Below are 26549 nucleotides of genomic sequence, written 5' to 3'. Positions count from 1 at the left end.
GCTTACGTCTTCGACTTGAACAGAATCCGCTGATAGAGATAGCCGATGCCGATGAGGGCGACACCGAGGCCGAGGAAGCTCGCGACACGGTAGAGGCCGGTGAGATCGGATGCGTCGGCGAGGCCGGCCTTGAGCACCGTCAGCAGCACGACGACGGCCGAGGCATAGCGCAGCGCCTGGGAGCGCATCTTCACGCCAAGGCCGAGGAGTGCCACGCCATAAAGCGTCCAGGCCGCTGAATAGCCGTAAAGCTCGGCATCGGTGACGCTGCGGCCGCCAAAGAGCGAAACGGCGATGATTTCGCCATGGGCGAGTTGGCGCACGATGAGGCTGACGCAGACGAAGCCGAGGAAGAGGCCGTAGACTCCGGCGATGCGATAGCCGATCTGCCCCTTCTGGCCAAGGTCGGTCCGCCGCATGAGCGTGCCGGCGAAGGCAAGCAGCAGCAGGCAAGGCACGCCGTAGATCAGTGAGATGCGATTGAAGATCGGCGTCGCGCCGACATAGATGTAGTTGAAGAGCGGATGCTCGAAGATGAGCGGGAACACCAGCAGCCACAGCGCGGCGATGCCGGCCACGACCAGAGCCGCGTCGTGAAGCACCGGCGATCTGCGCCGATCGCCGATGAACAGCAGCAGATGCGCGGCAATGAACCAGGCGATGGCCTGCACGCCGTGCGAGATGAAATCCGCGTCGGGCACATCGAGATGCGCATAGAAATGGTCGACCTCGAGCCCCAGCAAGCCGAAGCCGAGGGCCGCCGCGAATATCTGCAAGGCGCGGCGCAGCTTCTGCTCCATCGTCTCGGTGAGGAGATAGGCCGTGACGATGAAGCTGGCAAGCGGGATGCCCATGCCGTAGAGCAGCCAGTTGAAGATGAGCGTATCGCCAGCCGGAAAGCCGGAGAACCAGATGCCGCCCAGGATGAGCGCCATCCCGGCCCAGATGGCCCGGCGCAGCCAGGGAATGTCGAGCCGGTTGGCGATCCAGGCGATGAGCGGCAGTTCAAACGACCAGGCGACCGCGATCCAGGAATTTTCGAGCTGCATCGGAATGGCGATGGCGATGAAACCGGACACGGCGAGACAATGCAGGGCGAAGGCGCCGACATAATGCGCATCCCGGCGCCGCAGATGATCCAGGCGCTGTGCCAGACCCAGATGAATGGCGGCGAGACCCACGGCAAGGATCGGCCAGGAGAGCAGATATTGATGCTCGCGCAGCTGCCAATAGGCGCCGCCGAAGATGAAGCCGGAGCCCAGCGTGGAGAGTGCCGCCCAGCGTGTCGGGTACTTGGCACCATGCGCGAAATACCAGCCGCCGAAAAGCAGCGCGCCGCCGAAGATGAGGCCGGCTACGATCATTTCACTGCTGCGGTCGATGATCGACGCGGTCTCGTGATCCCAACTCTGCGCCGGCCACAAGGCATAGGCGGCGATGAGGATCGCGGTGCCGATATAGGCCGGCAGATCTTCGGCGGTCCAGCGCCGGGCGGCGGCGAGATGCGTTCCCGCAATAAGCAGCGCGAAGCCCCAGTCGATCGGCTGGTAGTCGGCGCTGGCGAGATGCAGCGCCATCAGCGCAAAACACGCCAGCGAGGTGCCGCGCGTGGTCCAGACCATCTCGACCGAGCGGACGGCGCCGCCGCGCGATTCCAAGGCCCAGATCGCCGTCCAGGAGGTCGCGATGAGGAAGAGCGGGATGGCGTAGAGGCCGCCGACCGTGGGATCGCCATCCAATGTCGTGATGGCGAACGCCGCCCAAAGCAGCCCGCCGCCATCGGCGATCGCCGCCTGATACCACCAGCCGCGCTTGTGCAGCAGGACGAGGCCACCCAGCTGCAGCAGATAGAGGAAGCCGAAGAGAACCGGCAGATTGGATTCGCCCGTCGAGACGAAGAGCGGCGTCAGGAAACCGCCGGCAAAGCCGATCATCGCGACGAAGGGGCCTTCACGCAGAGCCAGGGCGATGGCGGCAAAGGTCAGCGCCGCCAGGGTGACGAAGGCAAGCGACGCGGGTATGAGGTCATAGAGTGCCGTCGCCGAAAAGAGGCTGGCATAAAGCACGGCCACTGAAGCCGCCGTCAGCGCCTGGCCCAGATTGTTGGATTGCGTGCGCATCCATTGCGCGACGCCCAGCAGAACGAAGCCGAAAAGGATGCCGAGGCTGACCCGCACCGCCGGCGACAGCCAGCCCTGCTCGATCGAATATTTCACCAGGAAGATGCCGGCAAAGGCCAGAGCCACGCCGCCGAGCCAGCCATAGATGCGCCCACCGAGACGCCCCTCGAAATCCTTCGGCGCTGGCGGTTCCGATACCTGCGGCGTCGGCGCGGCAGCCTCTTCGGCTATGGACACCTCTTCCTCGATGAAGACTGTCGGCGCGGCAGCCGTCACCTGCGGCTGGATTTCATCCGGTACGGCCGGCGGGATTTCGATCGGAACTTCGACGGGAATCTCGGGCGCCACGATTGTCGTGACGGGTGGTGTGTCGCCCGCCGCCTGCTTCTTCAACCATGCCACTTCCTGGCGCAAGCCCGCCAGTTCGCGTTCGAGGCGGAGGCCGCGGCGCCAGGAGACGAAGGAGACGAACGGCATCACCAGCACGGCAATTCCACCGAGCAGGGTGCCGATCAATCCGAGCAGGACCCAGAGAACCTCGTCCATGACAGATACCTTCGCGGGACTATTGATGAGCGCCAGATTAGCACGGCGCCGCGATGGATGCGGCGCCGGCAATGCGAGAGCGATTCACAAACGGGGAATCAGTTGTTGCTGGGCTGCCAGGCCTGCAGCAGGGCCTGGGCGCGGGCCTGCTCCTCCGGCGTCATTTCCGTCGCCAGCTGGTTCATCAGCGCTTGGCCTTCCGGATCGCCTTGCCTCGCGCACAAAGCGGCATAGAGAAAGCTTTGCGCCAGATCCTTCGGCACACCCTGCCCGGCATAGAAGCGCAGGGCCATGAAACGCTGCGACTGGCGAACATTCTGGTTGGCGGCCCGGAGCAGCCAGTAGGACGCCTTCATCTCGTCCTGCGGCACGCCGGTTCCGGTTGCGTAGAGCGCACCGATCTGGGCGCGGGCGCGGGCATTGCCGCCGCCGGCCGCCTTTTCCAGCCAGCTCGCGGCCTGTACCGGGTCCTTGGGCACGCCGTGACCGTCGAGATACATCTGGCCGATGGCGGCCTGCGCTGAAGCCTGCCCCGCCTCGGCCAGCGGCATGAACTCCTTCAGCGCCGTCGCGTAGTCGCCGGCTTCATAGGCCTTGAGACCGGCCACGCCGTCGGCCTGGGCCGACGGCGCGAGACAGGTCAGCAGAACCAGCGCGGCAAGTATTGCCATCCGCCCAATCATTTGCCCAGCTATTTGCCCGGTCATTTGCCGCGCGCCTCGTGCATCTCCGGCTTGCCCGGCGCCACAGCCGGCGCTGCGTTCGAGGCGACCAGCGCTTGGGTGATGGTGCTGGGCAGGCTGGGCAGGTCGTCGTAGCGATAGGCATCCTTGCGGAACTGCATGATGCCGGCTTCATCGACCCAGGCGGTCATGTAAGTGATATGAACGGGAAGCGGGTTCTTGAGCTTCACCAACGTGGTCTTTGCCGTTTTCAGCACCGCGTCGATGCGCTCGGCCGGCCATTCTGCATCGTCCTTGAGCAGGAACTTGGCAAGATCGACCGGCTGCTGGGTGCGCACGCAACCGGAACTGAAGAAGCGGTCCTGCTTCTCGAACAGCTTCACCGTCGGCGTCCCATGCAGGAACACGGCATGGTCGTTGGGAAAGTCGAACTTGACCGGGCCCAGCGCATTCTCCGGCCCGGGCGCCTGCTTCAGCGTGTAGGGGAAGTTGCCGGGCCCAACCTCATGCCAGTCGATCGCATAGGGGCTCACCACATTGCCGCTGCGGTCATAGATGGTGAAGCCCTTGGCCTCGAGAAAGCCCGGATTGGCGCGCTCGCGCTTCACTTCGTCGATGGCGGCGATCTTGGCCGGCGCGGTCCAGTCGGGATTGAGCTTCACCGTGTGGATGACGGAGGAAAGAGTCGGCGATTTGCGCTCAAGCTTGCCGAAGATGGCCTTGGTGTAGAAGGTCACCTTGCCGTCCTCGATCACCTTCACTTCCTGCGAGGGAATGTTGGCGATGAGATGGCGCGCCTCGAACTTCGGCCCTTCCTCGCGCATGCGCTCCATATTGAGCAGGATCTGGCGCACCCGATCCTCGGCCGAAACGTTCATCTCCTCGATGGTCCGGCCACCGATGACGCCATCGTCGTTGAGGCCGTGATTGCGCTGGAACAGTTCCACCGCGGCCGCCAGCTTGGGGTCGTAGACATCGCCCGTCGCCATGTCGGCGGCGGCAAGCTCGCCGGTCACGCTGAGACGGGCACGGATCGCACTCACGGCGGCGTTGCTGTTGCCGGGCTCCAGCTTCTTGACGCTGGGGACACTCGGCCAGCCGCCCTGTTCCAGAAAGGCCACCTGCCTGGGCAGATAGTTGGCCAGCGCCCAGAAACGGTAGTAGGCCGGCAATTGTTCGTCGAGCAGCGTTGCGATGCCCTCGACGCCCTTATCCTGGACGTCGCTGACCTGGTCCATTGCCAAGGCGCCATGCTCGTCGGATTCGCCAAGGCTGGTCGTGGCATCGACCGCGACGCCGATATAGGCCGCGGAGAGCAGCGCTTCCGCCCGCGCCTGTGTTTCGGGCGAGTTCGGGATTGCGATCGAGGCGACTGCTAGCTGGACCGGGCTTGGCAATAGCAGACCGGCGTTCACAGCCTGCGGCAGCCGGGCCTGAAATTGCTGGCCGAGCGGCGAAAGGCCGGTTGGCGTGGTGAACAGGGCAAGGCCGCCATTTTCGGCATAGAAGTTGAGGAGACCGGCCCAGTCGACCGGCACGCCGTCGAACAGCGGCTCCTTGGCCAGCGCCATCAGCGCTTCGTCGAGACCGGCGATATGCGACAAGGCCGGCGCCGTGGCTGGCGTCGCTGCAGGGGCCGGCTGATGGGACTGATATTCGTCCGGGCGTTCGGCCCAGGCCGGCTGGCTTACGCCGAGCGCCAGCGCGATGGCCAGAAAAGAGGCCGAATGCAATGATTTGATCCAACGCGTCATGATGCTTTCATCCCGCTTACGTCATGCAGGCGGGTCTTTCCCGCTGCTTGTCGTCCCCTGCTATATATGAGCAGGAACGGGGCGTCAGCACCAGCCCCGCGACCTTGTGATGCGCCTCACGCGCGACAAGTGCGCGAAACCGGAGATGTGATGCCGCGCACAGGTGGCGAGGCGGAAATTACTCCTGCGCCAAAGCCGGCCGGCCGAAAGCGGTTACGGCCACGAGCGATTCCATGAAGATTCGGAGCCCGCCCGGTTGCTCGAACACTTTATCGTCCCGTTCATGGGTCAGCTCGATATCGCTGGCCCCTGCCCTCTTGGCGAGCGCGCCGGCCTCGGCTGCGGCCGTCTCCCGGGCGAAGGCCACCGCCGCCTCCAGATCGACGAAATCCTTCAACCCGCCGGGGAGGTGAGCGCGGAAGATTCCCTCCGTCGGCTGGGTGATGGTGATCGCCACGCGCTGCATGACGCCGCCGGCTACAGCGCCCACCGCGTTGGATACGTCGGCATGGGGCGGGATGATCAGTTCGGTGCGCAGGCGCCGCGCGATCTCGCCGTAATAGGAGCCGACCGGCGCGCCGATCGCAACCAGCGGAAAGTTCAGTTTCAGGGCCACGTCGATGAGCGCCGTCGAATCCTGCGCGGCGCTCAATGACCGGTCGACCAAATAGCGGCCAAGCGTGCCCCAGTGATGATGATCGATGCCAGCCTGTTCGGCGATCGAGGTTTCGAGAATGACGCGGCCGGACTGCAGCACGACCTGCTCGACGATCGCCCCGGCCAATGCCTTGCCGTCGGCGGGCGGCACCCAGCCGGCATGCGGCGCCCGGCGCAGGAATAGTTCCGCGCCGATTTCGGCCGCCTCGACGCACCAGCTGGTCTGACGGCCCAGCACATGGGCGGCATCGGAAGGCGTAAGGCCGGCGATGATAACAAGACCACGGTCGACCAGCCGCGCGAGATTGCGGCCGATGGCCGGGCTGAAGATGAGGTCGGCCAGCGCCACTGGCCCGTCCGCCAAAGCGTCCCAGACCTTCATCTGGCCATCGCTCAAGCCTTCGGCGCCGGTGTCGAGCGGGCGTTGGCGCAAGGCGAACTGCCCGCGATAGGCCATCATCTCTTCCGAGGCAAACTGCGCCTTCAATGTATCGAGCACCCTTGGATATAGGTGGGCAAGAAGGCTGAGCGCCACGACGCGGCGCGGTCCCACCATGAAGCCGTGATGCTCGTCGACGCGCACCTCGCTGTCGCCACCCAATCCGTAAGTGTGGACCGCAACGGCCTCGACCATCGTGCGCCAGCCGCCGACCACGGCGCCTTCCTTGTTGAGCACTGGCCGTCCCGCGCGCAGCATGGCGATATCGGTCGTGGTGCCGCCCATGTCGGAGACCATGACCGTATCGGCCCCGGAAAGATGCCGCGCTCCCACAAGGCTGGCCGCGGGGCCCGACAGAATCGTTTCCACGGGACAGGTCAGAGCGACCTGCTGATCGATGAGCGAGCCGTCGCCCTTCACCACCATCAGCGGGGCCTTGATGCCTTGCTGTGCCAGCAGGCCGCTCACCGCGCGGATGAGCTGCTGCAATTGCGGAATGAGCCGGGCGTTCAAGGCCACGGTGAGCGCGCGGCGCGGCGCGTCGAGCTTGGATGTCAGCTCATGGCCGCAACTCACCGGCTTGTCCGTAAGGTCGCGGATCATCTGGCGCACGGCGATCTCATGCGCCGGATTGCGCACCGAGAAATAGCCGGAGACGGCAAAGGCCGCGACCTTGGGCGCATGCGCCAGGATCGCCGAGCGGACCGTTTCGATATCGAGCGGCGCCTGCTCGTCGCCCGTCGGCTTATGACCGCCGGCGACGAAAACGACCGGGTCCAGGCCCAGGGCCTGCTTCAAGCCGGCGCGTTCCAGGGATTTGACGTCATAGCCGAGCAGAATGAGGCAGATCGGCGCGCCATGGCCTTCGACAATGGCATTCGTGGCAAGCGTCGTCGACATCGAGACCAGCGCGATATCCGCCGGTTTCGTCCCTTCGGGCAGTCCCGGCAGCACCGCTTCGATGGCACCCTTGAGGCCGATCGCCAGATCATGCTTGGTCGTCAGGGATTTTGCCGTCGCCAGCACACCCCCATGGACGTGGCCATCGGCATGCGCCGCGATCCGCGCCTGATCGAACAAGACGGCGTCGGTATAAGTGCCGCCGGTATCCAGGCCAAGCAGAATGGGCACGATCGATCCTCTCGTGATACGGTTGATGGGCGCATAGTTGAGTGGATTGCTCAGTTATGCCTTGGATATGGCGCGAAGGCGAAGGCCCGGTCAAGCCACGGGGCGGCGCAAATTCGCCAATTCAGGCCGTTTTTGCAACGGCCGCGTGAATTGCCGTGTCCACCAGGCTACCGCGCCGGAACGGCCAAGATGCGGGTGCAGCCGGACGGACGAACGCGTAGAGTGCGTCTCGATATTTCCAATGCAGCGATTCGGGCGGAGGGGGACGAGCCGGCCGGATCGTATTGATCGATTGCGCCACTAGTAGGGGATGGCCTGATGACGCGCGCTCGCCCGCAAGGCAGGGTTCTACCGCCGGCTCTTGCAGCCGGTTTCGCCGGAATTCTCAATCTCATTGTCGCCATGGCCGGTGCCGCGCCGGCAGGTGCCGAAACCGGCGACGGCCTTCCCGACAGCAGATCGGTAACCTATGACCAGATCCTGGCCGATCCCGACAATATCGAGCTTTCCTATCTCTATGCCATCAGCCAGATCCGCAAATCCGATCTGCTCGGCGCTTCGGCAACGCTCGATCGCCTGATCCTGCTGGCACCCAGGGAGCCGAATATCCGCGCCCTGCGCGCGATCGTTCTCTACCGCCTCGACAATCTCAGGGAAGCTCAGAAGGAATTCGCCGATCTGCTGACACTCGAGCTCGACCCCGATCTGCGGCGCGGCATCGAACGCTATGCCGCCGAGCTGGAAAGGCGCGACCAGCACACACGCATGACGCTGTTGACGAGCGTCGGCTATCAGTACGATACGAACCGGTCGGGCGCCCCGAATTCCGGCCAGGTACGCACGTTTCTCGGCACGTTCGACCTGACCGCGGACGGCCGCAAGGAGGACGATCACAGCCTCACCGGCCTGGTCCGCTTCGGTATCGAGCACGATCTGGCAACTCAGAACCGGAACACGCTCTTCGCCTCGGCAAGCGCCTATGGCGCGGATCAATTCCAGCTCGACGATTTCGACACAATCGATCTTTCGGCCCAGGCGGGCGGGCGTTTCGAGTTCGGCGCCATCTTCCTGACGCCGGTCATCACCTACGATCATCTTTTCCTGGGCGGCGACAGCTATATCGACAGCGTCGGCGCCAGCATCCGTGCCGATCTGCGCGTAAACGATCCGGTCAATCTGTGGCTGCGCGGCGACATGAACTGGATCGACTATCACAACACGACGCTTTACCCGGCCGGCGAATTGCAGTCGGGCGGCGATGTCGGCATCACGGTCGGCGCGGATTTCTATATCGGAACGGATCATCGCCTGACCGTCAGCGCAACGCATCACGGCTTCAATTCCGATTCCGACTGGGAGAGCTATGTCGGCGAGCGGCTCAATATCAACCATACCTGGCTGATCGGCGGCGGAGCCTTCCTGATGACAGATCTGTTCGGCGAATACGACAATTACGACATGGCCGACCCGATCACCGGCGAGACCGGACGCGACGACTGGATCTATCGCGCCCGCATGACGCTGGGCGTTCCGGTGCAGACCCTGCTGGGCGCCGAGGAATGGCCGACCGCGCTGGACGGCCTGACGGTTTCCGTCTACGGCGAATATTACCGCGCGGATTCGAACATCACGAACTACGAATACGACAATGCGCGCGGTGGCCTGACCATCAGCAAACGCTGGGAGTTCTAGCTCGAAGCGGTTTCTTGAATCCTCACCCAAGGGAGAGAATGCCATGAACCGGTTACCAAAGGCCCTGTTCGCTGGCTTGTTCGCCAGCCTCGCGCCGATCGGGGCGCAGGCAGAAATCGGCACGCCGGCAGGAATCGCCGGCGCCGTCAGCGGGGATGTCGGGCTGACCTCCCCGGCCAAGCGGATTGCGACACCAATTGCCATCGCCTCCGGCGACGGCATCGTCATGGGAGACGGCATTTCGACCGGCACGGACTCGCGCCTGCAGATCATGTTGCTGGACGAATCGGCTATCACCCTGGGCCCGGATGCGGCACTCACTATCGACGAATTCGTTTTCGATCCGGCCAATACCAGTGCCAATGCGCTGGGCGCCAGCATCGCCAAGGGCGTTTTTCGCGTCGTCACCGGCGCCATCGCGCGGTCCAACCCCGATGGGACGACGCTCAATCTACCCAATGCCGTTCTCACCATTCGCGGCACCACCATCATCGGCGCCTGTGCCGCCACCTGCTTCGTTGCATTGTCGGGCAGCGGCGAGGCCAATACCGTTGGCAAGAAGCCCAGCGAAGCGACGCTGAAGACCCACAAGGGCGAAGTGACATTGAAGCGCGCCGGCTATTTCGTTGAAATCGGCGCGGATGGATCGATCAGCCAACCGCAACAATTGACGGAAGCCGTCGAGCGCAATTTCGCCGGCCTGTTCCTGCCGGCAAACGCGGAAGGATTGGGGTCCGGCGAACGCCGGTTCGGACCCGATGGCCGTGCCATCCTGGCGGCTTCGGGCCAGCCGACCCAGGAAGGCCGCCCGCTTGCCCGAGACCAGCACGATTTCGAGATGGCCGACCATCTCGACGGCAACGATATGTTCGAGGCAACGTCGAATCTTCCGGTACAGCAAGTCCGCTACTATACCAACACCGTGCCCATCGCATTCGCAGGCCCCTCCGGTGGCGGGAATTACGGGATCGACTATACGATCAACCTGGCTGAGCGCAGCTTCGACGGGAATCTGCTGCTCAATTGCGCGACCTGCACAAGCGGCACCTTCACGACGACCATTCCGCTGCTGGTGAGCCCCTTCGAAGAAGGCTTCCATCTGGTCGAAAGCGGATTCGTTCTCGACCCAACCGCCGCCAACGACACGTTCAAGATCAATTATGTCATTGGCCCGAACAATATCGGTGCCGTCGTTCAATATGACGCGGATGGCAGCGGCGGCACATTGCCTTCGGTGGGTGCCGGCGTGGCACCGACTTTCCCGTGACTGCCCGAGGAAGGCCACGCCAGAAATACGACGGGGCTTGCGGGAGGCGTGCCATTCGAGCGATGCTGTACCCTCCGTATCCCAGGAGATGAAACGCATGCGATCGGCAAGACAATTCGTGGCCTGCGCAACCGTCGCGGCGTCGTTCGCCCCCGGCCTTGCCATGGCGGAACTTGGCGATCCCGCGGGCATCGCCGGGGCGGTATCCGGCCAGGTCGATCTCGTCTCGCCCGCCAAGCAGATCGCCACCCCCATGGCGGTTGCGTCCGGCGACGGGCTGGTGATGGGGGACGGCATCACGACGGGCGCCGATTCCCGCATGCAGATCATGCTGCTGGACGAGTCCGCCATCACGCTGGGCCCGCAGGCGGCTCTCACCATCGACGAATTCGTCTACGACCCGGCCAACACCAATGCCAATGCCCTCAACGCCAGCATCGCCAAGGGCGCCTTCCGCCTGGTGACCGGCGCGATCGCGCGACAGAATCCGGATGGAACGTCGCTGGCCTTGCCCAATGCCGTGCTGACGATCCGCGGCACCACCGTGATCGGCTCTTGTGCGGCAACCTGCGTTGTGGCGCTCGCCGGAACCGGCGATGCCAATACTGCCGGCAAGAAGCCAAGCACCGTCACGCTGAAATCCTCCAAGGGCGAAGTCGTTCTGAAGCGGGCCGGCTATTATGTCGAGATCGGGGCCGATGGCGCGATCAGCGAGCCGCGCGAGATGACGGATGAAATCGACCGACGCTTTGCCGACCTCTTCGTACCAGTGGACGCGGCCGCTGCTCTTGCCGGCGGTTTCCGGCCGAATGCCGGCGGCATTCTTGGACAATCCGGCCAGCCGACCCAGGAAGGCAACCCGCTTGTCGTCAATCAGCGCGACTTCGAGGATGCCAACCCGTTGAACGACAACGGTGTCTTCGAAGCCACCAGCAACATGCCGATCGGATCGATCAACTATGCCAGCGGCGCTATCGGTTTTTCCGGCGGCTCCGGGGATGGCGACTATTACCTCACCTACACGCTCGACCTGGCCGCCCGCAGCTTCGACGGCACGCTGAAGATCGATCATACCGATGAGGGTTTCGTATCCGAGATACCGCTGCTGAAAAGTCCGTTCGAGCAGGGGCTGAGCCTCAATGAATCCGGCTCGGTCCCGGGCGCCCTGTTGTCCAGCGCTTCCAATCCGAATGCCACGTTCGACTTCAGCTACACCATCACCCGGGACAATATCAGCAGCAGCTTCGGGTATGACGAGGACGGCGCCGGCACAGCACCCGTCTCCACCGGCGCCGGCAATGCGCCGGCCGTTCCCTGATCCCAACCTTCCAGGACCTTATCATGCGTGATTTCCACAAGCCCGGCCGTTCGCCCATTTACGCGAGCGATGGTGCCGCCGCGACCTCGCATCCCCTTGCCACCGCGGCGGCGATCGCATGCCTCCGGGAAGGCGGCACCGCAATGGATGCGGCGATCACCGCCTCGGCCGTGCTGGCGGTTGTCGAACCGGCGATGACCGGCATCGGCGGCGATTGCTTCGTGCTGCTCTCCAAGGGCGGCGGCGGCGACATCCTCGCCTATAACGGCAACGGCGCCGCGCCCATGAAGGCCGAATTCGGCTATTTCAAGGAACGCGGGCTTACCGAAATCGCCCCGGATTCGATCCATGCGGTCACCATTCCCGGTGCCATCGATGCCTGGTGCCGGCTGGCTGCCGATCACGGCAGGTTCGGGATCGACAAGCTGCTGCGGCCAGCCATCCACTATGCCGAGAACGGCTTCCCCGTCGCCCCGCGCGTCGCCTATGACTGGGCGCAGGAGGAAGAGAAGCTGCGTGCCGACAAGCCCGCTGCCGGCAGCTACCTGATCGGCGGCAAGGCGCCAAGGATCGGCGACAGAGTGCGTCTTCCGCTGCTGGGCAAGACGATGCGCGAAATCGCGGCCAAGGGCGCCGCCGGCTTCTATGAGGGCTGGGTCGCCGAGGATATGGCTGCCTCCATGCAGGCACTGGGCGGCCTGCATACGGTCGAGGATTTCGCGCGCCACAAAGGCGATTACGTGAAGCCGATCGCCACTGAATATAGGGGCGTCGAATTGTGGGAGTGCCCGCCGCCGGGCCAGGGCCTCACGGCGCTCCTGATGCTCAACATCCTCAGCGCCTACGGTGCCGGCAAATCCGGCAGCGATCCGCTGAGTGCGGATCGCTTTCACCTGCAGCTCGAAGCGGCCAAGCTCGCCTACCGCGAACGTAACGCCCATATCGCCGACCCCGCCTTTGCCAGGGTTTCGGTCAGCGGCCTGCTTTCCTCTTCGCATGCGGAGGCGCTGGCCAATCTCATCGCGCCCGACAAAGCGCTCGATCTCGGCTCCATCGGCAAGTTCCCCAAGCATCCGGACACGATCTACCTCACCGTGGTCGACAAGGACCGCAATGCGGTGAGCTTCATCAACTCGGTCTATTACGGGTTCGGCAGTGGCCGCATGGCGGCCAAATCCGGCGTGCTGATGCAGAACCGCGGCGCCTGCTTCGTGGTCGATGCCGCGCACCCCAATTGCATTGGACCGGGCAAGCGCTCGATGCACACCATCATTCCGGCCATGGTTACCAAGGACGGCAAGGCGGTGATGCCCTACGGCGTGATGGGCGGCGACTACCAGCCGGTCGGCCAGGTGCATGCGCTGACGAATATGTTGGATTATGGCATGGACCCGCAGGAGGCCCTCGATACTCCGCGTGCCTTCTACGATGACGGGATCCTGAGCGTGGAATCCGGCATTCCGGCAGCCACCGTCGCGGCGCTGGCCGCCAAAGGGCACCGGGTGCAGGCCGCCGAGGATCCGCTGGGGGGTGGGCAGGCCATCTGGATCGACTGGCAAAAGGGGATTCTCGTCGCCGGCTCCGACCCTCGCAAGGATGGCTGCGCCCTGGGTTATTGATATCGCCTCGTCCCTCCCCACTCCTCGATTTCCAAGAGAATCCAATGGGATGGGGCGATTTCGTATATTTTACTTTGCATTTGCAGCAAGGCTGTGTCAGCTTTGGCGCATACCGGTGTCCAAAGCCGGGCGGTTATTGGGGATAATTTCAATTTTGTGAGGAGAAACCCGGTCCGACCGGGTCTATGGCGTGGAGATCGTGGGGACGATTCGCGCCGGTCTTACCTAGCAACGCGAGCAAAGTGGCCTCCGGAGGCGTTCCGGGCGCCTAGGGAGATTGGAAAGAGATGTCATCACGTCACGAAACGGCAAAGACCCTCGGCCGTCGTTCCTTCCTCGGTCTGGGTCTGAGTGCCGGCATTGCCGGCGCCGGCGCCCTCACCTTCCTGCCCCGTGCCGTCATGGCAAAATCGACCGCCAATGACAGCCGCACCCTCGGTTTCTTCAACACCCATACCAACGAAATCCTGAAAGCCACCTATTGGCAGAACGGCACCTATGACCGGGCCGCGGTGGACGACATCAACTACATCCTGCGCGATCACCGCAGCGGCGATGTCTTCGCGATGGATATCAAACTGTTCGACCTGCTTACGGCGCTGCACCGCCGCACCGACAGCAAGAAGCCGTTCGAGATCATCTCCGGCTATCGGAGCCCCGCCAGCAATGCCAAGCTCGCTTCGGCCAGCAACGGCGTCGCCAAGAAGAGCATGCATATGCAGGGCAAGGCGATCGACATCCGCCTGCGCGATGTGAAACTTGCCGACCTGCGCCTCGACGCCATGGCGATGAAGGTCGGCGGCGTCGGCTTCTATCCCAAATCGGATTTCGTGCACGTCGATACCGGACGCGTCCGCTCCTGGTAATTCCGGCGAATGGGCACCGGGGAAGCCTTTTTCCTCGACACCGGGCGGCCCGCATCACATCATTGATGCGGGCCTTTCGTTTGTCAGAGGTGGGAATGAGCGACGAACTTGACGACCTCAAGGCACGTGTGGCGGCGGCACGCGATCGCCTCGCCAGCGATGTCGATTTCGCCCAGAAGGTCGAGCTGCGCCTCAACGACCTCGCCCGCATCGTCGAAGGTTCCCTCGCCCGGCAAGGATCGGAACTGGAAAGCGCCAAGAGCCGCATCGGCTTGCTTGAAACCGATCTGGAACGCGCCTTGGCCCGGGCCGAGCAGGCCACTGGCGAGGCCTCGCGCGCCGAACGTCTAGCCAAGGAGAATGGCGAGCTGCGCAGCATGGTCATGACCCTGCTGGAAATCATCGAAGGGCGGCGGAAATCCTCGCTCACCAGCGTGATGCAGCAGCTCGAGGAGAATGTGGCGGCCCTGGTCGATACAGCGCCAGCTGCCGCCGCACCGGCCGCCGGCGACACCGCGTGGGACACGCCGCTCACGGCGGAAGCCCCCGCCGACATGCCGGCCGAGCCCGAGGTGGAGACTGAACCGGCGGCGGAAATCGAACCGGAGGCCGGAACCGGGTTGGAAGCGGAGGTGGACGATCCGGAACCCGAGCCGGCGCTCGAAATGGAGTTGGAGAGCGAGCCGCAGCTGGAAGCCGAGGACGAAACCATCGACGCTGAACTCGACGAGGCCGCAAGAAGCAGCGCCGCGCAATTGGAAGACCTCAGTGAAATCGCCCTCTACGATGCCGCCGACGAAGTCATCGACCCCGGAAAGCCCTGAAGGGAAACACTGGGGTGTTGCTTCACAGGGCCGGAATCAAGGGTTGAGGGCGCAGTAGACCTTCTTGGCCTTCAGGGCTGCGCAGATACGGCCGATCTCGGCAGGTTCCGCGCCCGTCGCATAGAGCCGGATGACCTCGCCCTTGCCCGGCACGTCGACCGTCACGTAAAGCGGCGAGAGCGGGTCCAGCTCGTCATATTCGCCCAGCAGGATTTTCCAGCCGCGCTTGGCGGCGCTCTGCCCTTTGTAGGAGGCCAGATGCAGCGCCGTGCCGGGCGCCGGCAGGTTTGCGGGCGCACCGGCCGAATGAGCTTTGGCAGCCGGCTCGGCATGGGTCTCGGCGACAGGTCCCTCGGGTATCGGGGCAAGAACCTCGGCCTTCGGTGCCGGCTCGACCTTTGGCGCCAGTTCGACCGGCGCCGCGTGGGCCGTCTCGGTCGCGGGCACCTCGGCGGCATGGCCTTCGGCGGCGGGCATTGCATGGGCGGCGATCGGTTTGCCGGCCGGCCGCGCCGCTTCCGCCGTTTCGCTGGGACTGCGGTGCTGCAGGGACGCTGCCTGTTCGAGGAGATAGAGCCCTTCCTGCCGCTGCTGCATCAGAGCCGGGCCCTCGCCGGCGCGGTCCGGCAGGCGCAGATAGGTGGCGAAGGTCTTGCCATCGCAGGTGACGACGAGCCGATCCCATGGACCCTCGCCGCCCTTCAGGCCGATCGCGGCTGCATCGACCTGGTCGCCGGCAAAGCCGGGTGCGATGCAGCGCTGGCCGTTGACGTCGCTCACTTCGCCTTCGCCGATGGCGAGCGCCGCACCCAGATGCGGATCGGCTATGCTGGCCCGCACCGATGCCGCCGGGAACACGCCGCTGACATACCAGATGCCGGCAAAGCGCGGATCGAGCGCGGGCGATGCAGCCTCGTCGGGGATCGGCGGCGTTGCGGCAGCCTGTTCCTCGACCGGCTTGGCGGTGCCGCAAGCGTTCAGGGCCAGCAAGGCGATGGCCGAAATCCCGGCTGCCAAATGGCGTTGCATATCCGGCCTCCTCAGAACAGGTCCAACGCGATGCCGCGCTGGAAGCCTTGCTGCAACGGACGCGCATTCATCGGGAACAGGCGGGCGAAGCTTTCGATCTGGCCGACGGATGCCTCGACGGGTTCCCGGAACACGATCCAGCTGACGATCTCGCTGCAAGGCGGGGTGGTGAGCGACCCGGCATAGCGGTAGGTCGCGGCGGAGGCGGGCTGGAACCGGCTCATATCGACCGGGCGCGCCATCGGTCCCTTGCCCTTGCTGCCCGGCGCCTGCGCCAGAACGGCGCCAAGAACGTCGTTTTCGCGGCCAGGGCGAAAGAAGATGCCGACCACGGCCAGATCGCCCGCCGCGCTCTTGTGCACCATGTGCACCTCGAGCGGCCACCGGCCGCCGGCTACGGCATGCTCGCTGGGATGGTGAAAATGGAACTGCAGAAAGGCATACGTCTTGCCACCGAGGGTAAGCGCGCTCTCCGTCCCCTCCCTCGCGGCAACCTGCAGGGTATGCCCGTTATTCTCGACATTGGCGGCGTAAGGCTGCCAGGCGAGGCTCAGGTCGGCGGTTTCGTCCAGCCCCGCACCGGCCAGGTCGATCGGCGATTGCCGCTGACCGCTGCTGCAAACGCCGAAATCCGGGGAAAGATCTCCCCAATGTTCCGGCCCGCCATGTCCTTCATAGGTCCAGTGCGGAGCCTCCTCGGCCCGCCCCAGGCGCGGCCAGGCCCAACCGAACCCGGCGATGCCGGCACCGATCGCCAGCGACCCCGCGGTCATTTTTCCAAGCAAAGAGCGGCGGCTCAACGAACGGCCAGTCATCGGCAAATCCCCTGTTTCGCGAACTGTAGCCAAGCCGTTCGATTCGCCCCAAGGCCGTTTCCCCCTGGCTCTTTTGTCCTGCAGCGCCCGCCAGCGGCGGTCATTGGAGAAATAACCGGCGTTTCGTCGCGGGGAGCCGTCAAAATACATTTTCTGTTAACCGCGTTTGGCCCATTCTCCGCTGATGAATGGACGCTGGCGAGGCTTCGGGCTGAAGACCAGGGTGGTGCTGGCATTGGCCGTCGTCATCCTGGCGATTCAGGCCGCCTATGTGGTTCTGGAAGACAGCCGTTTCGTGGACCGGCAATCGGCGGCGCTGCAGGACAGTGCCGACAATCTGGCCTTGCTCTATGCCGGCGCCGTCGCCAATGCCGTGTGGGAATATGATCGCGAGGCCGCCAAGGGCCAGCTGCGGGCGATGCGCGTCATCGGCGGATTCGCCCGTGCCGTGATTCGCGAATCGAGCGGGCTTGAATTCATCGCTGTCGACGCGGCGTCCGATGGCGGCCATGCGGGACCGCCCGCGGCCGGCGGGACGGTCGAGGGGCACGCGGATATCCTGGTCGAGAGCCGCCCGGTCGGCACGATCAGCGTGACGCTCTCGAAAGACCTGCTGGAGAGCGCTCGCGCCGCCTATCTGCGCTCGCTCCTCGTTACCAACGGCGCGCTGGCCATCGTCCTGCTCGGCCTTACGCTCTTGGCATTGCATCTCGTCAGCAGGCCGCTCGACCGCATGACGCTGCTGATGCAGCGCTTCTCGGCCGGCAATCTCAACTCGCTGGTGCCCTATACCGACCGCACCGACGAAATCGGCCGCATGGCGCGGGCCCTCGAAGTGTTCCGTAGCAATGCCATCGAACGGCGCCTGGCCGAGGAAGCGTTGACGCGGCGCAGCGAGGAACTCGCCGTTCTCAACCAGGATCTTAGAAAAGCGCGCGATGTCGCCGATACCGCCAACCGCATCAAGTCGGAGTTCCTCGCCTCGATGAGCCATGAAATCCGCACGCCGATGAACGGCGTCATCGGCATGGTGCATATGCTGAAGAACACGGCGCTCGATGCCGATCAGCAGGAAAAGCTGCTGACCTTGGAAAGCTCGGCGCGCGGGCTCCTGTCGATCCTCAACGACATCCTCGATATCTCGAAGATCGAAGCCGGAAGGCTCGACCTCAACATGGCGCCCTTCTCGGTCACCGACCTCATCGACGATCTGATTGCCCTTTGGCGGCCGTCAGCTTTATCCAAACAGCTGGAACTCAGGTACGAAATCGCGCCGCATGTGCCGTCGGCGCTGTACGGCGATTCCGCCCGCATCGCGCAGGTGCTGGCGAACTTTCTCGGCAATGCCGTCAAATTCACCCACAAGGGCAGTATCCTGGTGAAGGTCGACGCAGTCCCGCAGGAACACAGATACTGGGACCTCGAGATCGTCGTGTGCGACACGGGTATCGGCATCGAGAAGGATGTGCAGTCGCGCCTGTTCCAGAAATTCACCCAAGCCGATGCGTCGATGACACGCCGCTATGGCGGTACCGGGCTTGGTCTGGCGATCTGCCGCGAGCTGATGCAACTGATGGGCGGTTCCGTCGGCGTCGACTCGCAGCCTGGGCAAGGCTCCAATTTCTGGATGCGCTTGAAGCTCAGGGAAGCGGACACCGTGCCGGAAGCGACGAGCAGGTTCCGCATCAAGGATCAGGCCCTGCTGGACCATCCTGGCGATCGCCGCCTGCGCCTCCTGGTGGCCGAGGACAATCTGATAAATCAGAAAGTCATCTGCGCCATGCTGGAAGCCGTCGGCCATGAAATCGAGCTTGCCGGGGACGGTGTCGAGGCCGTGGCGGCTGTGCAGCGCGGCGCGTTCGACGCCGTCTTGATGGATGTGCAGATGCCTAATATGGACGGCATCATGGCGACACGCGAAATCCGCAATCTGGGCGGCGGCTACCTGACACTGCCGATCATCGCGCTGACCGCCAACGCCATGGCTGGCGACCGCGAACGCTATCTGAGTGCCGGCATGTCGGCTTATGTTTCGAAGCCGATCGACGCCAAGCTGTTATCGCTGGCACTGCGCCAGACCTGCGGCAGGGATGTCGCCATCCTACATGGCCCGGCGATCCCCGCGGCCAAACCGGACCCGATCATCATGCCCTCCGCCGAGCAGGAAGCGGCACTTTCGACCCTCCTGTCGAAACTCTAACCGCACATATCCCGAAGACGCAGATAGGCGATCCGGTGCACCTGGTCGAGGGCGGTACGCAACTCATGCGCCGCATCGTTGTTCGCGCGCGCTTCGAAGGCCGCCAGAATCTCGCCGCGCGTCTTACCCCTGACGGCCAGGATGAACGGGAAACCGAAGCGTGCCGTGTAGAGCCGGTTGAGTTCCTGAAAGCGCGCAAACTCGGCCGGCGAACACCGGTCGAGCCCGGCACCGGCCTGCTCGCCGTGCGATTCGGCGGTAAGGTCGCCCGCCACCGCGAGCTTTCCGGCAAGGTCGGGATGCGCTTTCAGCAATGCCAGTTGCCTGGCTTCTCCACCGGCTTCCACAATGGCGCGCATGGCGGCGGCGAGGATATCGAGCGATTCATGCTCGGGCCCCACGCCGCGCGCGAACATGGCCTCGGCGATCCAGGGGGAATGTTCGTAAACACGGCCGAACAGGGCGACGAAATCAGCGCGGGCCAGAAGGTGCGGTGCTTGCTGGAAGCGCATGATCATTCCGCTCCATGTGTCGCGGCGCCGGCGATCCAGGCGCCGAGCAATGCACGTTCCTCATCCGTCATGCCGGTCTGGTTCCGCAGCGGCATCATCCTGGTCTCCACGGCGACGCGGGCGATCATCGGCGCATAGCGGCGGATGTCCGCAGCGCTGTCGAAGGCGATACCCTTGGGCGGCGCCTTGAAGAAGGCATCGGTGGGCGTCGCGGAGTGGCAGGCGAGGCAACGCTGCTGGATGATGGCAGCGGCCTCGACCAGATCGACCTCGCGGCCGACGGCGATTTCGGGCCCGTTCTTCAACGCCGGCAACGCGGAGAGGACGAGGCCTAGCCCGGTGGCGATCACCAGCAGATAATCGACCTTGGCAATCTTAACTCCCGCATGCCGGGCATTGGCATAGGCGCGGAGCAAGCCACTTAAGGTCACGGCGCCCATGACGAAGAGCCAGCGATAGGCGCTCTCGTACATGATCGGATAGTGATTGCTGATCATCATGAGGACGACCGGCAGGGTCAGGTAATTGTTGTGCAGCGAGCGCTGTTTGGCCTGCTTGCCCAAGGCCGGGTCCGGCGCCTCGCCCGCCAGCAATGCCTTCACGACCTTCTTCTGGTTCGGGATGATGATCATGAAGACATTGGCCGCCATCATCGTGCCGATGAAGGCGCCGACATGCAGATAGGCGGCCCGCCCGCTGAACAGTTCCGTCGAGACGTAAGCGGCAAGCGCCACCAGAAGAAAAACGCCGACCGCCAAGGCACCCGTGCTGCGCCCGATCGGGCAGCGGCAGAGAACGTCGTATAGAACCCAGCCGCCGGCAAGGAGACCCAGGCTGACGAGGATCGCCTGGCCGGCGCCGAGATCGCTCACCGACGGGTCGATCAGGTTCTGCTCGGCGCCGTAGTAATAAATGAGCGCCAGTAGCAGGAACCCCGAAACCCATGTGAAATAGGCCTCGTATTTGAACCAGTGCAGTTCCTGTGGCATCGACCCCGGCGCCACCAGGAACTTCTCCACCGCATAGAAACCGCCGCCATGCACCAGCCAGCTTTCCCCGGCGATCCCGGGCTTGGGCGCTGCGTAATGGCGCAGGCTGGCATCGAGCCAGATGAAGAAGAACGAGGTGCCGATCCACATGATGCCCGTCATCACATGGACCCAGCGTATGGCGAGGCTCAGCCATTCGGCCAAGATCGGGTCCATGCGGCGCTCCATCCCGTGGGAAAAGGCAGGATAACAAAGCTCCCTTGGCCCCGCCGACCTTGCCAGACCGGTTCCCATGGATAATGATCTTCAAGAAACCGGATAAAATAGGGTGCCATGCCGCATACCGAGGATCTTGCCATCTTCGCCCGGGTGGTCGAATTGGGCAGCCTGTCGGCGGCCGGCCGCGACCTGCGCCTTTCCCCGGCGGTCGTCTCCAACCGGATTGCCCGGCTGGAAGGCGATCTCAACGCCCGGCTCCTCAATCGCACCACCCGCCGGGTCAATCCGACCGAGGAAGGGGCGGCCTTCTATCAGCATTGCCTCTCCATCCTCAACGAATTGGAGCAGGTCGAAAACCTGCTCTCCCAACGCACCGACGAGCCGCGCGGCCCCATCAAGGTTTCATTGCCGGTGGCGTTCGGGCGCCGCTATGTGGCACCGCATATGGGGGCATTCCTCGCCCGCTATCCGCAGATGCAGGTGCGGCTGCAGCTCACCGACCGCTTCTCCGACCTCATCCAGGAACGCATCGACCTTGCCATCCGTGTCGGCGTGCTGGAGGACTCGTCGGCGATCGTGCGTAACCTCGCCACCGACCGGCGTGTCATCGTGGCGGCACCTGCCTATCTCGAAGCGCGCGGAACGCCGCAAACGCCGGAAGATCTGCTGGAGCACAATTGCCTGCTGCTGCGCTTTCCGGGATCGAAGCAATATCGCTGGACCTTGAACACACCCGATGGGCCGCAGCTCCTGCGCGTCGCCGGCAACATGGACAGCGACAATAGCGAAGTCCTGCTCGACTGGTGCCTCGCCGGCCACGGTCTGGCGCTGAAGTCGGTCTGGGAAATCGTCGACTATCTCAACGAAGGGCAGCTGAAAATCGTGCTGAGCGGCTATCCCCCGGTCTCCGACGCCATTCACGCCCTCTATCCGCACGGCGCCCATGTGCCGACACGCGTGCGCGCCTTCATCGATTTCCTGGTGGAGATTTTCGGGCCGAAGCCAGTCTGGGAGCGCGAGTTGAAGGCGAGAATCTGACGAAAAGAGCCCCGCCAACCACTCCGGCCGGCGGGGCTCCTTTCAAACAGGTCCGCTCACTTCGGCAGATCGCCTTCGACGCCTTCGGCGAGCCAGTTCATGCCGGCGATTTCGCCATCGTTGAGCATCTGGCCGTCCGCCACTTTCGGGCTACCGTCCTGGGCGCTGATCGGCCCCTTGAAGATGGTGAGCTTGCCGGTCTTGATGGCCTCTTCGGTTTCCATCGCCAGCTTCTTCACATCGTCCGGCATGTTGGCGTATTCGGCCATCTTCAGCATGCCGGTGTCGAGACCGTGCCAGACATCCTCGCTCTTCCAGCTGCCGTCCATCGCCGCCTTGCAGCGCTCGGTGTAATAGCCGTCCCAATGGTCGATCGAGGAGGTGAGCTGGGCATTGGGTGCGAACTTGATCATGTCCGAAGCCTGGCCGAAGCCCTTGAGGCCCCGTTCCGCCGCGACCTGCAGCGGCGCCGGCGAATCCGTGTGCTGCGCCATGATGTCTGCGCCCTGGTCCAGCAGCGCCTTGGCGGCATCCGCTTCCTTGCCCGGATCGTACCAGGAATTGATGAAGACCTGCTTCAGCTTGGCGTTCGGGTTGACCGTGCGCATGCCCAGGATGAAGGCGTTCATGCCCATGATGACTTCGGGGATCGGGATCGAGCCGATATAGCCGACGATTCCGGCCTGCGACATCTTGCCGGCGATGACGCCCTGGATATAGCGGCCCTCATAGAAGCGGATGTTGTAGGTGGCGACATTGTCGGCGCGCTTGTAGCCGGTCGCATGTTCGAACTTCACGTCCGGATAGTCGCGGGCGACCTTGAGCGTCGCGTCCATGAAGCCGAACGAGGTGGTGAAGATGATGCCGTGGCCGGTATCGGCAAGCTCGCGGATGACACGTTCGGCATCGGCCCCTTCCGGCACCTTCTCGACATAGGTCGATTTGATGCCGAGCGCCTTGTCGGCGGCAAGGCGGCCCTGATCGTGCTGATAGGACCAGCCGAAATCGCCGATCGGGCCGACATAGATATAGCCGGCCTTGAACTCATCGGCACGCGCCCGCCCGGGGACGAGCGGCAAGGCGCCGGCGGCCAGGCCCGCACCGGCCGTCTTTAGGAAGGTTCTGCGTTTAATCGACATATCGGATGCCTCCTCTTTTTTGAATGGCGAATACTGGATCGGAACGGGACGGAAAGACCATCAAATTCCGCGTGATCGGCGCCGGACTATCCGGTGACGTGGAAAGGCCGCCCCAGGCAGGCCGGGGCATTCAGCCGAATCTTGGAACGGTCGGTGGAAATGACCACCAGCACGGCGATGGTGGCAAGATAGGGCAGCATCGAAACCATCTGCGCCGGAATGCCGAGGCCCATGGTCTGGACGTGAAACTGCAGGATGGTGATGCCGCCGAAGAGATAGGCGCCGAGCAGCAGCCGCAACGGCCGCCATGTGGCGAAGACCACCAGGGCCAGCGCGATCCAGCCGCGCCCGGCGGTCATGTCCTCCGCCCACATCGGCGTGTAGCTGAGCGACAGATACGCCCCGCCAAGCCCGCTCATCGCCCCGCCGAAGAGTGCCGCCCCATAGCGGATGGCGATAACGGGGTAGCCGATGGCATGGGCGGCATCGGCCGAATCCCCCACCGCGCGCAGCACCAGCCCGGCATGGGAGTGAAACAGGAACCAGATCGTGCCGCCGAGTGCGACAAAGGAAAAATAGACCAGCCCGTCCTGGCCGAACAGAATGCGGCCGATGACCGGCAGGCCGGTAAGGAACGGTATATTGAGCGCCGGCAGCCGCTCGACAGGCTGGCCGACATAGGCCGCACCCATCATCGCGGCAAGCCCGATGCCGAAGATGGTGAGCGCCAGGCCCGTCGCCACCTGGTTGGCCAGGAAGGTCAAGGTGAGGATCGAGAAGATCAGCGCCATCGAAGCGCCCGCGACGGCGGCGGCCACGATACCGACCAGCGCGCTGCCTGTGCTGAGGGTCACGGCAAAGCCGATCACGGCGCCCACCAGCATCATGCCTTCGACGCCGAGATTGAGGACGCCGGATTTCTCCGTCACCAGTTCGCCGGTCGCCGCCAGCAGCAGCGGGGTCGAAGCGGAGATGACCGAAAGGACCACCGACGTGAAGACGACACTGTCCATCACACGGCGCCCCGTGCCGGGCTGACGATCGCCACGCGATAGCGGATGAGGAGATCGCAGGCGAGAAGATAGAAGAGCAGGATGCCCTGGTTGATCTTGGTGACCGCCGCCGGCAGGCCCAAGGCGATCTGCGCTTTCTCGCCGCCGAGATAGGAGAGCGCCAGCACGAGGCCGCCGAAAAGAACCCCCACCGGATGCAGGCGCCCAAGGAAGGCGACGATGATGGCGGTGAAACCGTAGCCGGTCGGGAGTGCCGGCGTCAGCTGGCCGATCGGCCCCGCCACCTCGAACATGCCGGCGAGGCCCGAAAGCCCTCCGCCCACCAGCATCGAAAGCCAGGTGAGCGACTTGGTCGAGAAACCTGCATAAGCGGCGGCGCGCGGCGCCTGCCCCGCCACCTTCAGCTTGAAGCCCAGCAGCGATTTGGAGAGCAGGAACCAGCCGATGCCGACAATGACGATGGCCATCAGCACCCCCACATGAATGCGCGTCCCGGGAATGAGGTGCGGCGAGCTTGCCGCCGCGGTAAGCAGGCGCGATTGCGGGAAGCCGTAGCCTTCCGGATCCTTCCACGGCCCCACGACAAGGTAGAGCAAGGCGAGGCTCGCCACATAAGTCAGCATCAGGCTGGTGAGAATCTCGCTGGCATTGAAGCGCGTTTTCAGGAATGCCGGGATGGCGCCCCAGAACATGCCGCCGAGGATGCCGGCCGGGATCATCAGCACCCAGACCGGGAAACTTTCGACATCGTAGAAATAGAGCGCCACGCCCGTGGCGAAGATGGCGCCCATGACATACTGCCCTTCGGCGCCGATGTTCCAGACATTGGCGCGAAAGCCCAGCGACAGGCCGACGGCGATCATGACCAAGGGCGCCGCCTTGACGAAAAGTTCGGAAAAGCCGCGCTTGGTCAGCAGCGGATCGATCCACATCACGCGCAACGCTTCCAGCGGATCCTTGCCGAGGAGCAGGAAGATGATTGCCGCCGTGCCGAGTGTGAGCAGAATGGCCAGGGCCGGCGAGGCATAGGTCCAGAGTTTCGATCTTTCGCCGCGCGGTATGACCTCAAGACGCATGGGCGGCCTCCGCTGGCGGCACCGCGATGCCCCCCATCAGGCGGCCGATCTCCTCGACCGTGACCGAGCCCACCGGCATGGCCGGCGACAGACGGCCGCCGGCAATGACGGCGATGCGGTCGGCAATGGCCATGATCTCGTCAAGATCCTGGGAAATGACGACGATGGCGGCCCCTTGCGCGGCCAGATCCAGCAGGGCCTGGTGAATGGCGGCGGCGGCGCCGGCATCGACGCCCCAGGTCGGCTGGGCGACGACGAGCACGGCGGGCTTTTGCAGGATCTCGCGCCCGACAATGAACTTCTGCAGATTGCCGCCGGAAAGCGAGCGCGCCTCGGCCTTGGGGCCAGTTGTGCGCACATCGAAGCCCTTGATCACCTCGCCGGCAAAACTCGTGGTGCGGCTGTCATCGATGACGCCCACCTGCACCAGCCCGCGGCGGCGATAGCCGGAGAGCAGCGCATTCTCGGCCAGCGTCATATCGCGCACTGCGCCGTGGCCGTTGCGTTCTTCCGGCACGAAGCAGCCGCCCGATGCGCGGCGCCCATCCGGCCCCAGCTTGCCCACCGCGACCCCGTCGAGGGAAATCGTCCCGGCGGCCGGAGACAAGGTTTCGCCCGAGAGAGCCGCCATCAATTCGTTCTGGCCATTGCCGGCGATGCCGCCGATGCCGAGGATTTCGCCGGCCCGCACCGCAAAACCGATATCCTTGAGATCCGTGCCGAATTGCTGGTCCGATTTGACCGAGAGATTGCGCACGTCGAGCCGCGTTGCGGCGCTCTCGTCGGCCTGCCGGCCATGGATCGGTGCCTTCAGCGAAGTGCCGATCATCAGCTCTGCCAGTTTCCTGGCGCTTTCCCGGCGCGGATCGCATTCGGCGACGACACGGCCCAGACGCATGATGGTCGCCCGCTCGCACAGCGCGCGGATTTCGTCGAGCTTGTGACTGATATAGAGAATGGCACAGCCTTCGCCGGCGAGGCGCCGCAGCGTCTCGAACAGTTTCTCCACCTCCTGCGGCGTCAGGACCGAGGTCGGCTCATCCATGATGAGCAGCTTTGGATCCTGCAGCAGACAGCGCACGATCTCGATACGCTGCCTTTCACCGACCGAAAGATCATGCACTGCACGATTGGGATCGAGCGGCAGCCCGTAGGCCTGCGACACGTCGACGATGCGGTGCGCGAGGTCCTTGCGCAGCTTCTTGTCGTTGATGCCGAGCGCGATGTTCTCGGCGACCGTCAGCGCCTCGAACAGCGAGAAATGCTGAAACACCATGCCGATGCCGAGATTGCGCGCATGCGACGGACTTGCAATCGCCGTCTTCGCGCCATGCCAGGAAATCTCGCCCGCATCGGGTTGCAGCACGCCATAGATGATCTTGACCAGCGTCGATTTGCCGGCGCCGTTCTCCCCGAGCAGGGCGTGGATTTCACCCGGCATGATCGCAAGATCGACATGATCGTTGGCAAGGCAGCCCGGGAACTGCTTGACGATACCGGACAGACGCAGCAATGGCTGTGCCATTGGCGCACGCTCCGCATCTCCGCGTTCCACCGAAACCATCCCCGATCCTCCGCCCGATTCGCCCGGAAAAATCACCCG

The 26549-nt window shown here is 64.2% G+C and carries 20 protein-coding genes; 8 read left to right on the top strand and 12 right to left on the bottom strand.

Annotated elements, in window-relative coordinates:
• Window positions 1–2: 2 nt before the first annotated feature.
• From ACE3TY_RS18835 to ACE3TY_RS18820, 4 genes are all read right to left on the bottom strand, one after another.
• The gene (locus ACE3TY_RS18835) at window positions 3–2666 is read right to left on the bottom strand and encodes a DUF2339 domain-containing protein (protein ID WP_374655847.1); all 2664 of its coding nucleotides are present in this window, start codon (window positions 2664–2666) and stop codon (window positions 3–5) included.
• A 98-nt stretch (window positions 2667–2764) separates the two neighbouring features.
• A complete protein-coding gene (locus ACE3TY_RS18830; protein ID WP_374655845.1) occupies window positions 2765–3337 on the bottom strand; it encodes a tetratricopeptide repeat protein in 573 nt (190 codons plus the stop codon).
• 32 nt (window positions 3338–3369) lie between these two features.
• A complete protein-coding gene (locus ACE3TY_RS18825) occupies window positions 3370–5103 on the bottom strand; it encodes a murein L,D-transpeptidase (RefSeq protein WP_374655843.1) in 1734 nt (577 codons plus the stop codon).
• 178 nt (window positions 5104–5281) lie between these two features.
• Window positions 5282–7330, bottom strand: a complete 2049-nt coding sequence (locus tag ACE3TY_RS18820) for a hydantoinase/oxoprolinase family protein (protein WP_374655841.1) — start codon at window positions 7328–7330, stop codon at window positions 5282–5284.
• A gap of 318 nt (window positions 7331–7648) precedes the next feature.
• Between ACE3TY_RS18820 and ACE3TY_RS18815 the strand changes: the two genes are divergently transcribed.
• From ACE3TY_RS18815 to ACE3TY_RS18790, 6 genes are all read left to right on the top strand, one after another.
• A complete protein-coding gene (locus tag ACE3TY_RS18815; RefSeq protein WP_374655839.1) occupies window positions 7649–9022 on the top strand; it encodes a tetratricopeptide repeat protein in 1374 nt (457 codons plus the stop codon).
• 43 nt (window positions 9023–9065) lie between these two features.
• Window positions 9066–10289, top strand: a complete 1224-nt coding sequence (locus tag ACE3TY_RS18810; RefSeq protein ID WP_374655837.1) for a FecR domain-containing protein — start codon at window positions 9066–9068, stop codon at window positions 10287–10289.
• A 97-nt stretch (window positions 10290–10386) separates the two neighbouring features.
• Complete coding sequence (locus ACE3TY_RS18805) at window positions 10387–11607, top strand: FecR domain-containing protein (RefSeq protein ID WP_374655835.1); 1221 nt, start codon at window positions 10387–10389, stop codon at window positions 11605–11607.
• A 23-nt stretch (window positions 11608–11630) separates the two neighbouring features.
• On the top strand, window positions 11631–13226 hold the full coding sequence (locus ACE3TY_RS18800) for a gamma-glutamyltransferase family protein (RefSeq protein WP_374655833.1): 1596 nt from the start codon (window positions 11631–11633) through the stop codon (window positions 13224–13226).
• Window positions 13227–13513: 287 nt separating this feature from the next.
• Window positions 13514–14092, top strand: coding sequence for a DUF882 domain-containing protein (locus tag ACE3TY_RS18795; protein WP_374655831.1), 579 nt, complete (start codon window positions 13514–13516; stop codon window positions 14090–14092).
• Between the two features lie 95 nt (window positions 14093–14187).
• Window positions 14188–14916, top strand: coding sequence for a hypothetical protein (locus tag ACE3TY_RS18790; RefSeq protein ID WP_374655829.1), 729 nt, complete (start codon window positions 14188–14190; stop codon window positions 14914–14916).
• Window positions 14917–14952: 36 nt separating this feature from the next.
• On the opposite strand, the gene ACE3TY_RS18785 is transcribed toward ACE3TY_RS18790, so the two are convergent.
• Both ACE3TY_RS18785 and ACE3TY_RS18780 read right to left on the bottom strand, forming a co-directional pair.
• Window positions 14953–15945: a hypothetical protein gene (locus ACE3TY_RS18785; protein ID WP_374655827.1), complete on the bottom strand. Its 993-nt coding sequence runs from the start codon at window positions 15943–15945 to the stop codon at window positions 14953–14955.
• An 11-nt stretch (window positions 15946–15956) separates the two neighbouring features.
• Complete coding sequence (locus ACE3TY_RS18780) at window positions 15957–16760, bottom strand: carbonic anhydrase (RefSeq protein ID WP_374655825.1); 804 nt, start codon at window positions 16758–16760, stop codon at window positions 15957–15959.
• Window positions 16761–16944: 184 nt separating this feature from the next.
• Between ACE3TY_RS18780 and ACE3TY_RS18775 the strand changes: the two genes are divergently transcribed.
• On the top strand, window positions 16945–18960 hold the full coding sequence (locus ACE3TY_RS18775; RefSeq protein WP_374655823.1) for an ATP-binding protein: 2016 nt from the start codon (window positions 16945–16947) through the stop codon (window positions 18958–18960).
• Here ACE3TY_RS18775 and uraD read toward each other — a convergent pair.
• Together uraD and ACE3TY_RS18765 are read right to left on the bottom strand one after the other, a co-directional pair.
• Window positions 18957–19478, bottom strand: a complete 522-nt coding sequence (gene uraD / locus ACE3TY_RS18770; RefSeq protein ID WP_374655821.1) for a 2-oxo-4-hydroxy-4-carboxy-5-ureidoimidazoline decarboxylase — start codon at window positions 19476–19478, stop codon at window positions 18957–18959. The genes ACE3TY_RS18775 and uraD overlap by 4 nt on opposite strands.
• Window positions 19475–20677 carry a urate hydroxylase PuuD gene (locus ACE3TY_RS18765; protein ID WP_374655819.1) on the bottom strand — a complete coding sequence of 401 codons (1203 nt, stop codon included), beginning with the start codon at window positions 20675–20677 and terminating at the stop codon, window positions 19475–19477. The genes uraD and ACE3TY_RS18765 overlap by 4 nt, the downstream gene beginning before the upstream one ends.
• A 117-nt stretch (window positions 20678–20794) precedes the next feature.
• Between ACE3TY_RS18765 and ACE3TY_RS18760 the strand changes: the two genes are divergently transcribed.
• Complete coding sequence (locus tag ACE3TY_RS18760; protein ID WP_374655817.1) at window positions 20795–21718, top strand: LysR family transcriptional regulator; 924 nt, start codon at window positions 20795–20797, stop codon at window positions 21716–21718.
• Window positions 21719–21774: 56 nt separating this feature from the next.
• On the opposite strand, the gene ACE3TY_RS18755 is transcribed toward ACE3TY_RS18760, so the two are convergent.
• The 4 genes from ACE3TY_RS18755 to ACE3TY_RS18740 form a co-directional block, all read right to left on the bottom strand.
• Window positions 21775–22857 (bottom strand): BMP family ABC transporter substrate-binding protein, encoded by a 1083-nt coding sequence (locus ACE3TY_RS18755; protein ID WP_374655815.1) that lies wholly within the window; start codon window positions 22855–22857, stop codon window positions 21775–21777.
• Between the two features lie 86 nt (window positions 22858–22943).
• Entirely contained in the window at window positions 22944–23870 is a 927-nt protein-coding gene (locus ACE3TY_RS18750) for an ABC transporter permease (RefSeq protein ID WP_374655813.1), read from the bottom strand.
• Window positions 23870–24946 (bottom strand): ABC transporter permease, encoded by a 1077-nt coding sequence (locus ACE3TY_RS18745; protein WP_374655811.1) that lies wholly within the window; start codon window positions 24944–24946, stop codon window positions 23870–23872. Before ACE3TY_RS18745 ends, ACE3TY_RS18750 begins: the two co-directional genes overlap by 1 nt.
• A complete protein-coding gene (locus ACE3TY_RS18740) occupies window positions 24936–26471 on the bottom strand; it encodes an ABC transporter ATP-binding protein (RefSeq protein WP_374655809.1) in 1536 nt (511 codons plus the stop codon). The genes ACE3TY_RS18745 and ACE3TY_RS18740 overlap by 11 nt, the downstream gene beginning before the upstream one ends.
• Window positions 26472–26549: the final 78 nt, after the last annotated feature.

This window comes from Dongia sp. (assembly GCF_041918875.1).
Classification (GTDB): domain Bacteria; phylum Pseudomonadota; class Alphaproteobacteria; order Dongiales; family Dongiaceae; genus Dongia.
This window is presented reverse-complemented; position numbering and strand designations above follow the sequence as displayed.

Excerpts from the sequence above, each read along its gene's own strand:
- ACE3TY_RS18810 (WP_374655837.1), top strand. The coding sequence starts at position 9,066 with ATGAACCGGTTACCAAAGGCCCTGTTCGCTGGCTTGTTCGCCAGCCTC.
- ACE3TY_RS18760 (WP_374655817.1), top strand. The coding sequence starts at position 20,795 with ATGCCGCATACCGAGGATCTTGCCATCTTCGCCCGGGTGGTCGAATTG.
- ACE3TY_RS18830 (WP_374655845.1), bottom strand. The coding sequence starts at position 3,337 with ATGGCAATACTTGCCGCGCTGGTTCTGCTGACCTGTCTCGCGCCGTCG.
- ACE3TY_RS18780 (WP_374655825.1), bottom strand. The coding sequence starts at position 16,760 with ATGACTGGCCGTTCGTTGAGCCGCCGCTCTTTGCTTGGAAAAATGACC.
- ACE3TY_RS18800 (WP_374655833.1), top strand. The coding sequence starts at position 11,631 with ATGCGTGATTTCCACAAGCCCGGCCGTTCGCCCATTTACGCGAGCGAT.
- ACE3TY_RS18775 (WP_374655823.1), top strand. The coding sequence starts at position 16,945 with ATGAATGGACGCTGGCGAGGCTTCGGGCTGAAGACCAGGGTGGTGCTG.
- ACE3TY_RS18765 (WP_374655819.1), bottom strand. The coding sequence starts at position 20,677 with ATGGACCCGATCTTGGCCGAATGGCTGAGCCTCGCCATACGCTGGGTC.
- ACE3TY_RS18785 (WP_374655827.1), bottom strand. The coding sequence starts at position 15,945 with ATGCAACGCCATTTGGCAGCCGGGATTTCGGCCATCGCCTTGCTGGCC.
- ACE3TY_RS18795 (WP_374655831.1), top strand. The coding sequence starts at position 13,514 with ATGTCATCACGTCACGAAACGGCAAAGACCCTCGGCCGTCGTTCCTTC.
- ACE3TY_RS18755 (WP_374655815.1), bottom strand. The coding sequence starts at position 22,857 with ATGTCGATTAAACGCAGAACCTTCCTAAAGACGGCCGGTGCGGGCCTG.
- ACE3TY_RS18745 (WP_374655811.1), bottom strand. The coding sequence starts at position 24,946 with ATGCGTCTTGAGGTCATACCGCGCGGCGAAAGATCGAAACTCTGGACC.
- ACE3TY_RS18835 (WP_374655847.1), bottom strand. The coding sequence starts at position 2,666 with ATGGACGAGGTTCTCTGGGTCCTGCTCGGATTGATCGGCACCCTGCTC.
- ACE3TY_RS18825 (WP_374655843.1), bottom strand. The coding sequence starts at position 5,103 with ATGACGCGTTGGATCAAATCATTGCATTCGGCCTCTTTTCTGGCCATC.
- ACE3TY_RS18815 (WP_374655839.1), top strand. The coding sequence starts at position 7,649 with ATGACGCGCGCTCGCCCGCAAGGCAGGGTTCTACCGCCGGCTCTTGCA.
- ACE3TY_RS18740 (WP_374655809.1), bottom strand. The coding sequence starts at position 26,471 with ATGGCACAGCCATTGCTGCGTCTGTCCGGTATCGTCAAGCAGTTCCCG.
- ACE3TY_RS18790 (WP_374655829.1), top strand. The coding sequence starts at position 14,188 with ATGAGCGACGAACTTGACGACCTCAAGGCACGTGTGGCGGCGGCACGC.
- ACE3TY_RS18750 (WP_374655813.1), bottom strand. The coding sequence starts at position 23,870 with ATGGACAGTGTCGTCTTCACGTCGGTGGTCCTTTCGGTCATCTCCGCT.
- ACE3TY_RS18805 (WP_374655835.1), top strand. The coding sequence starts at position 10,387 with ATGCGATCGGCAAGACAATTCGTGGCCTGCGCAACCGTCGCGGCGTCG.
- uraD (WP_374655821.1), bottom strand. The coding sequence starts at position 19,478 with ATGATCATGCGCTTCCAGCAAGCACCGCACCTTCTGGCCCGCGCTGAT.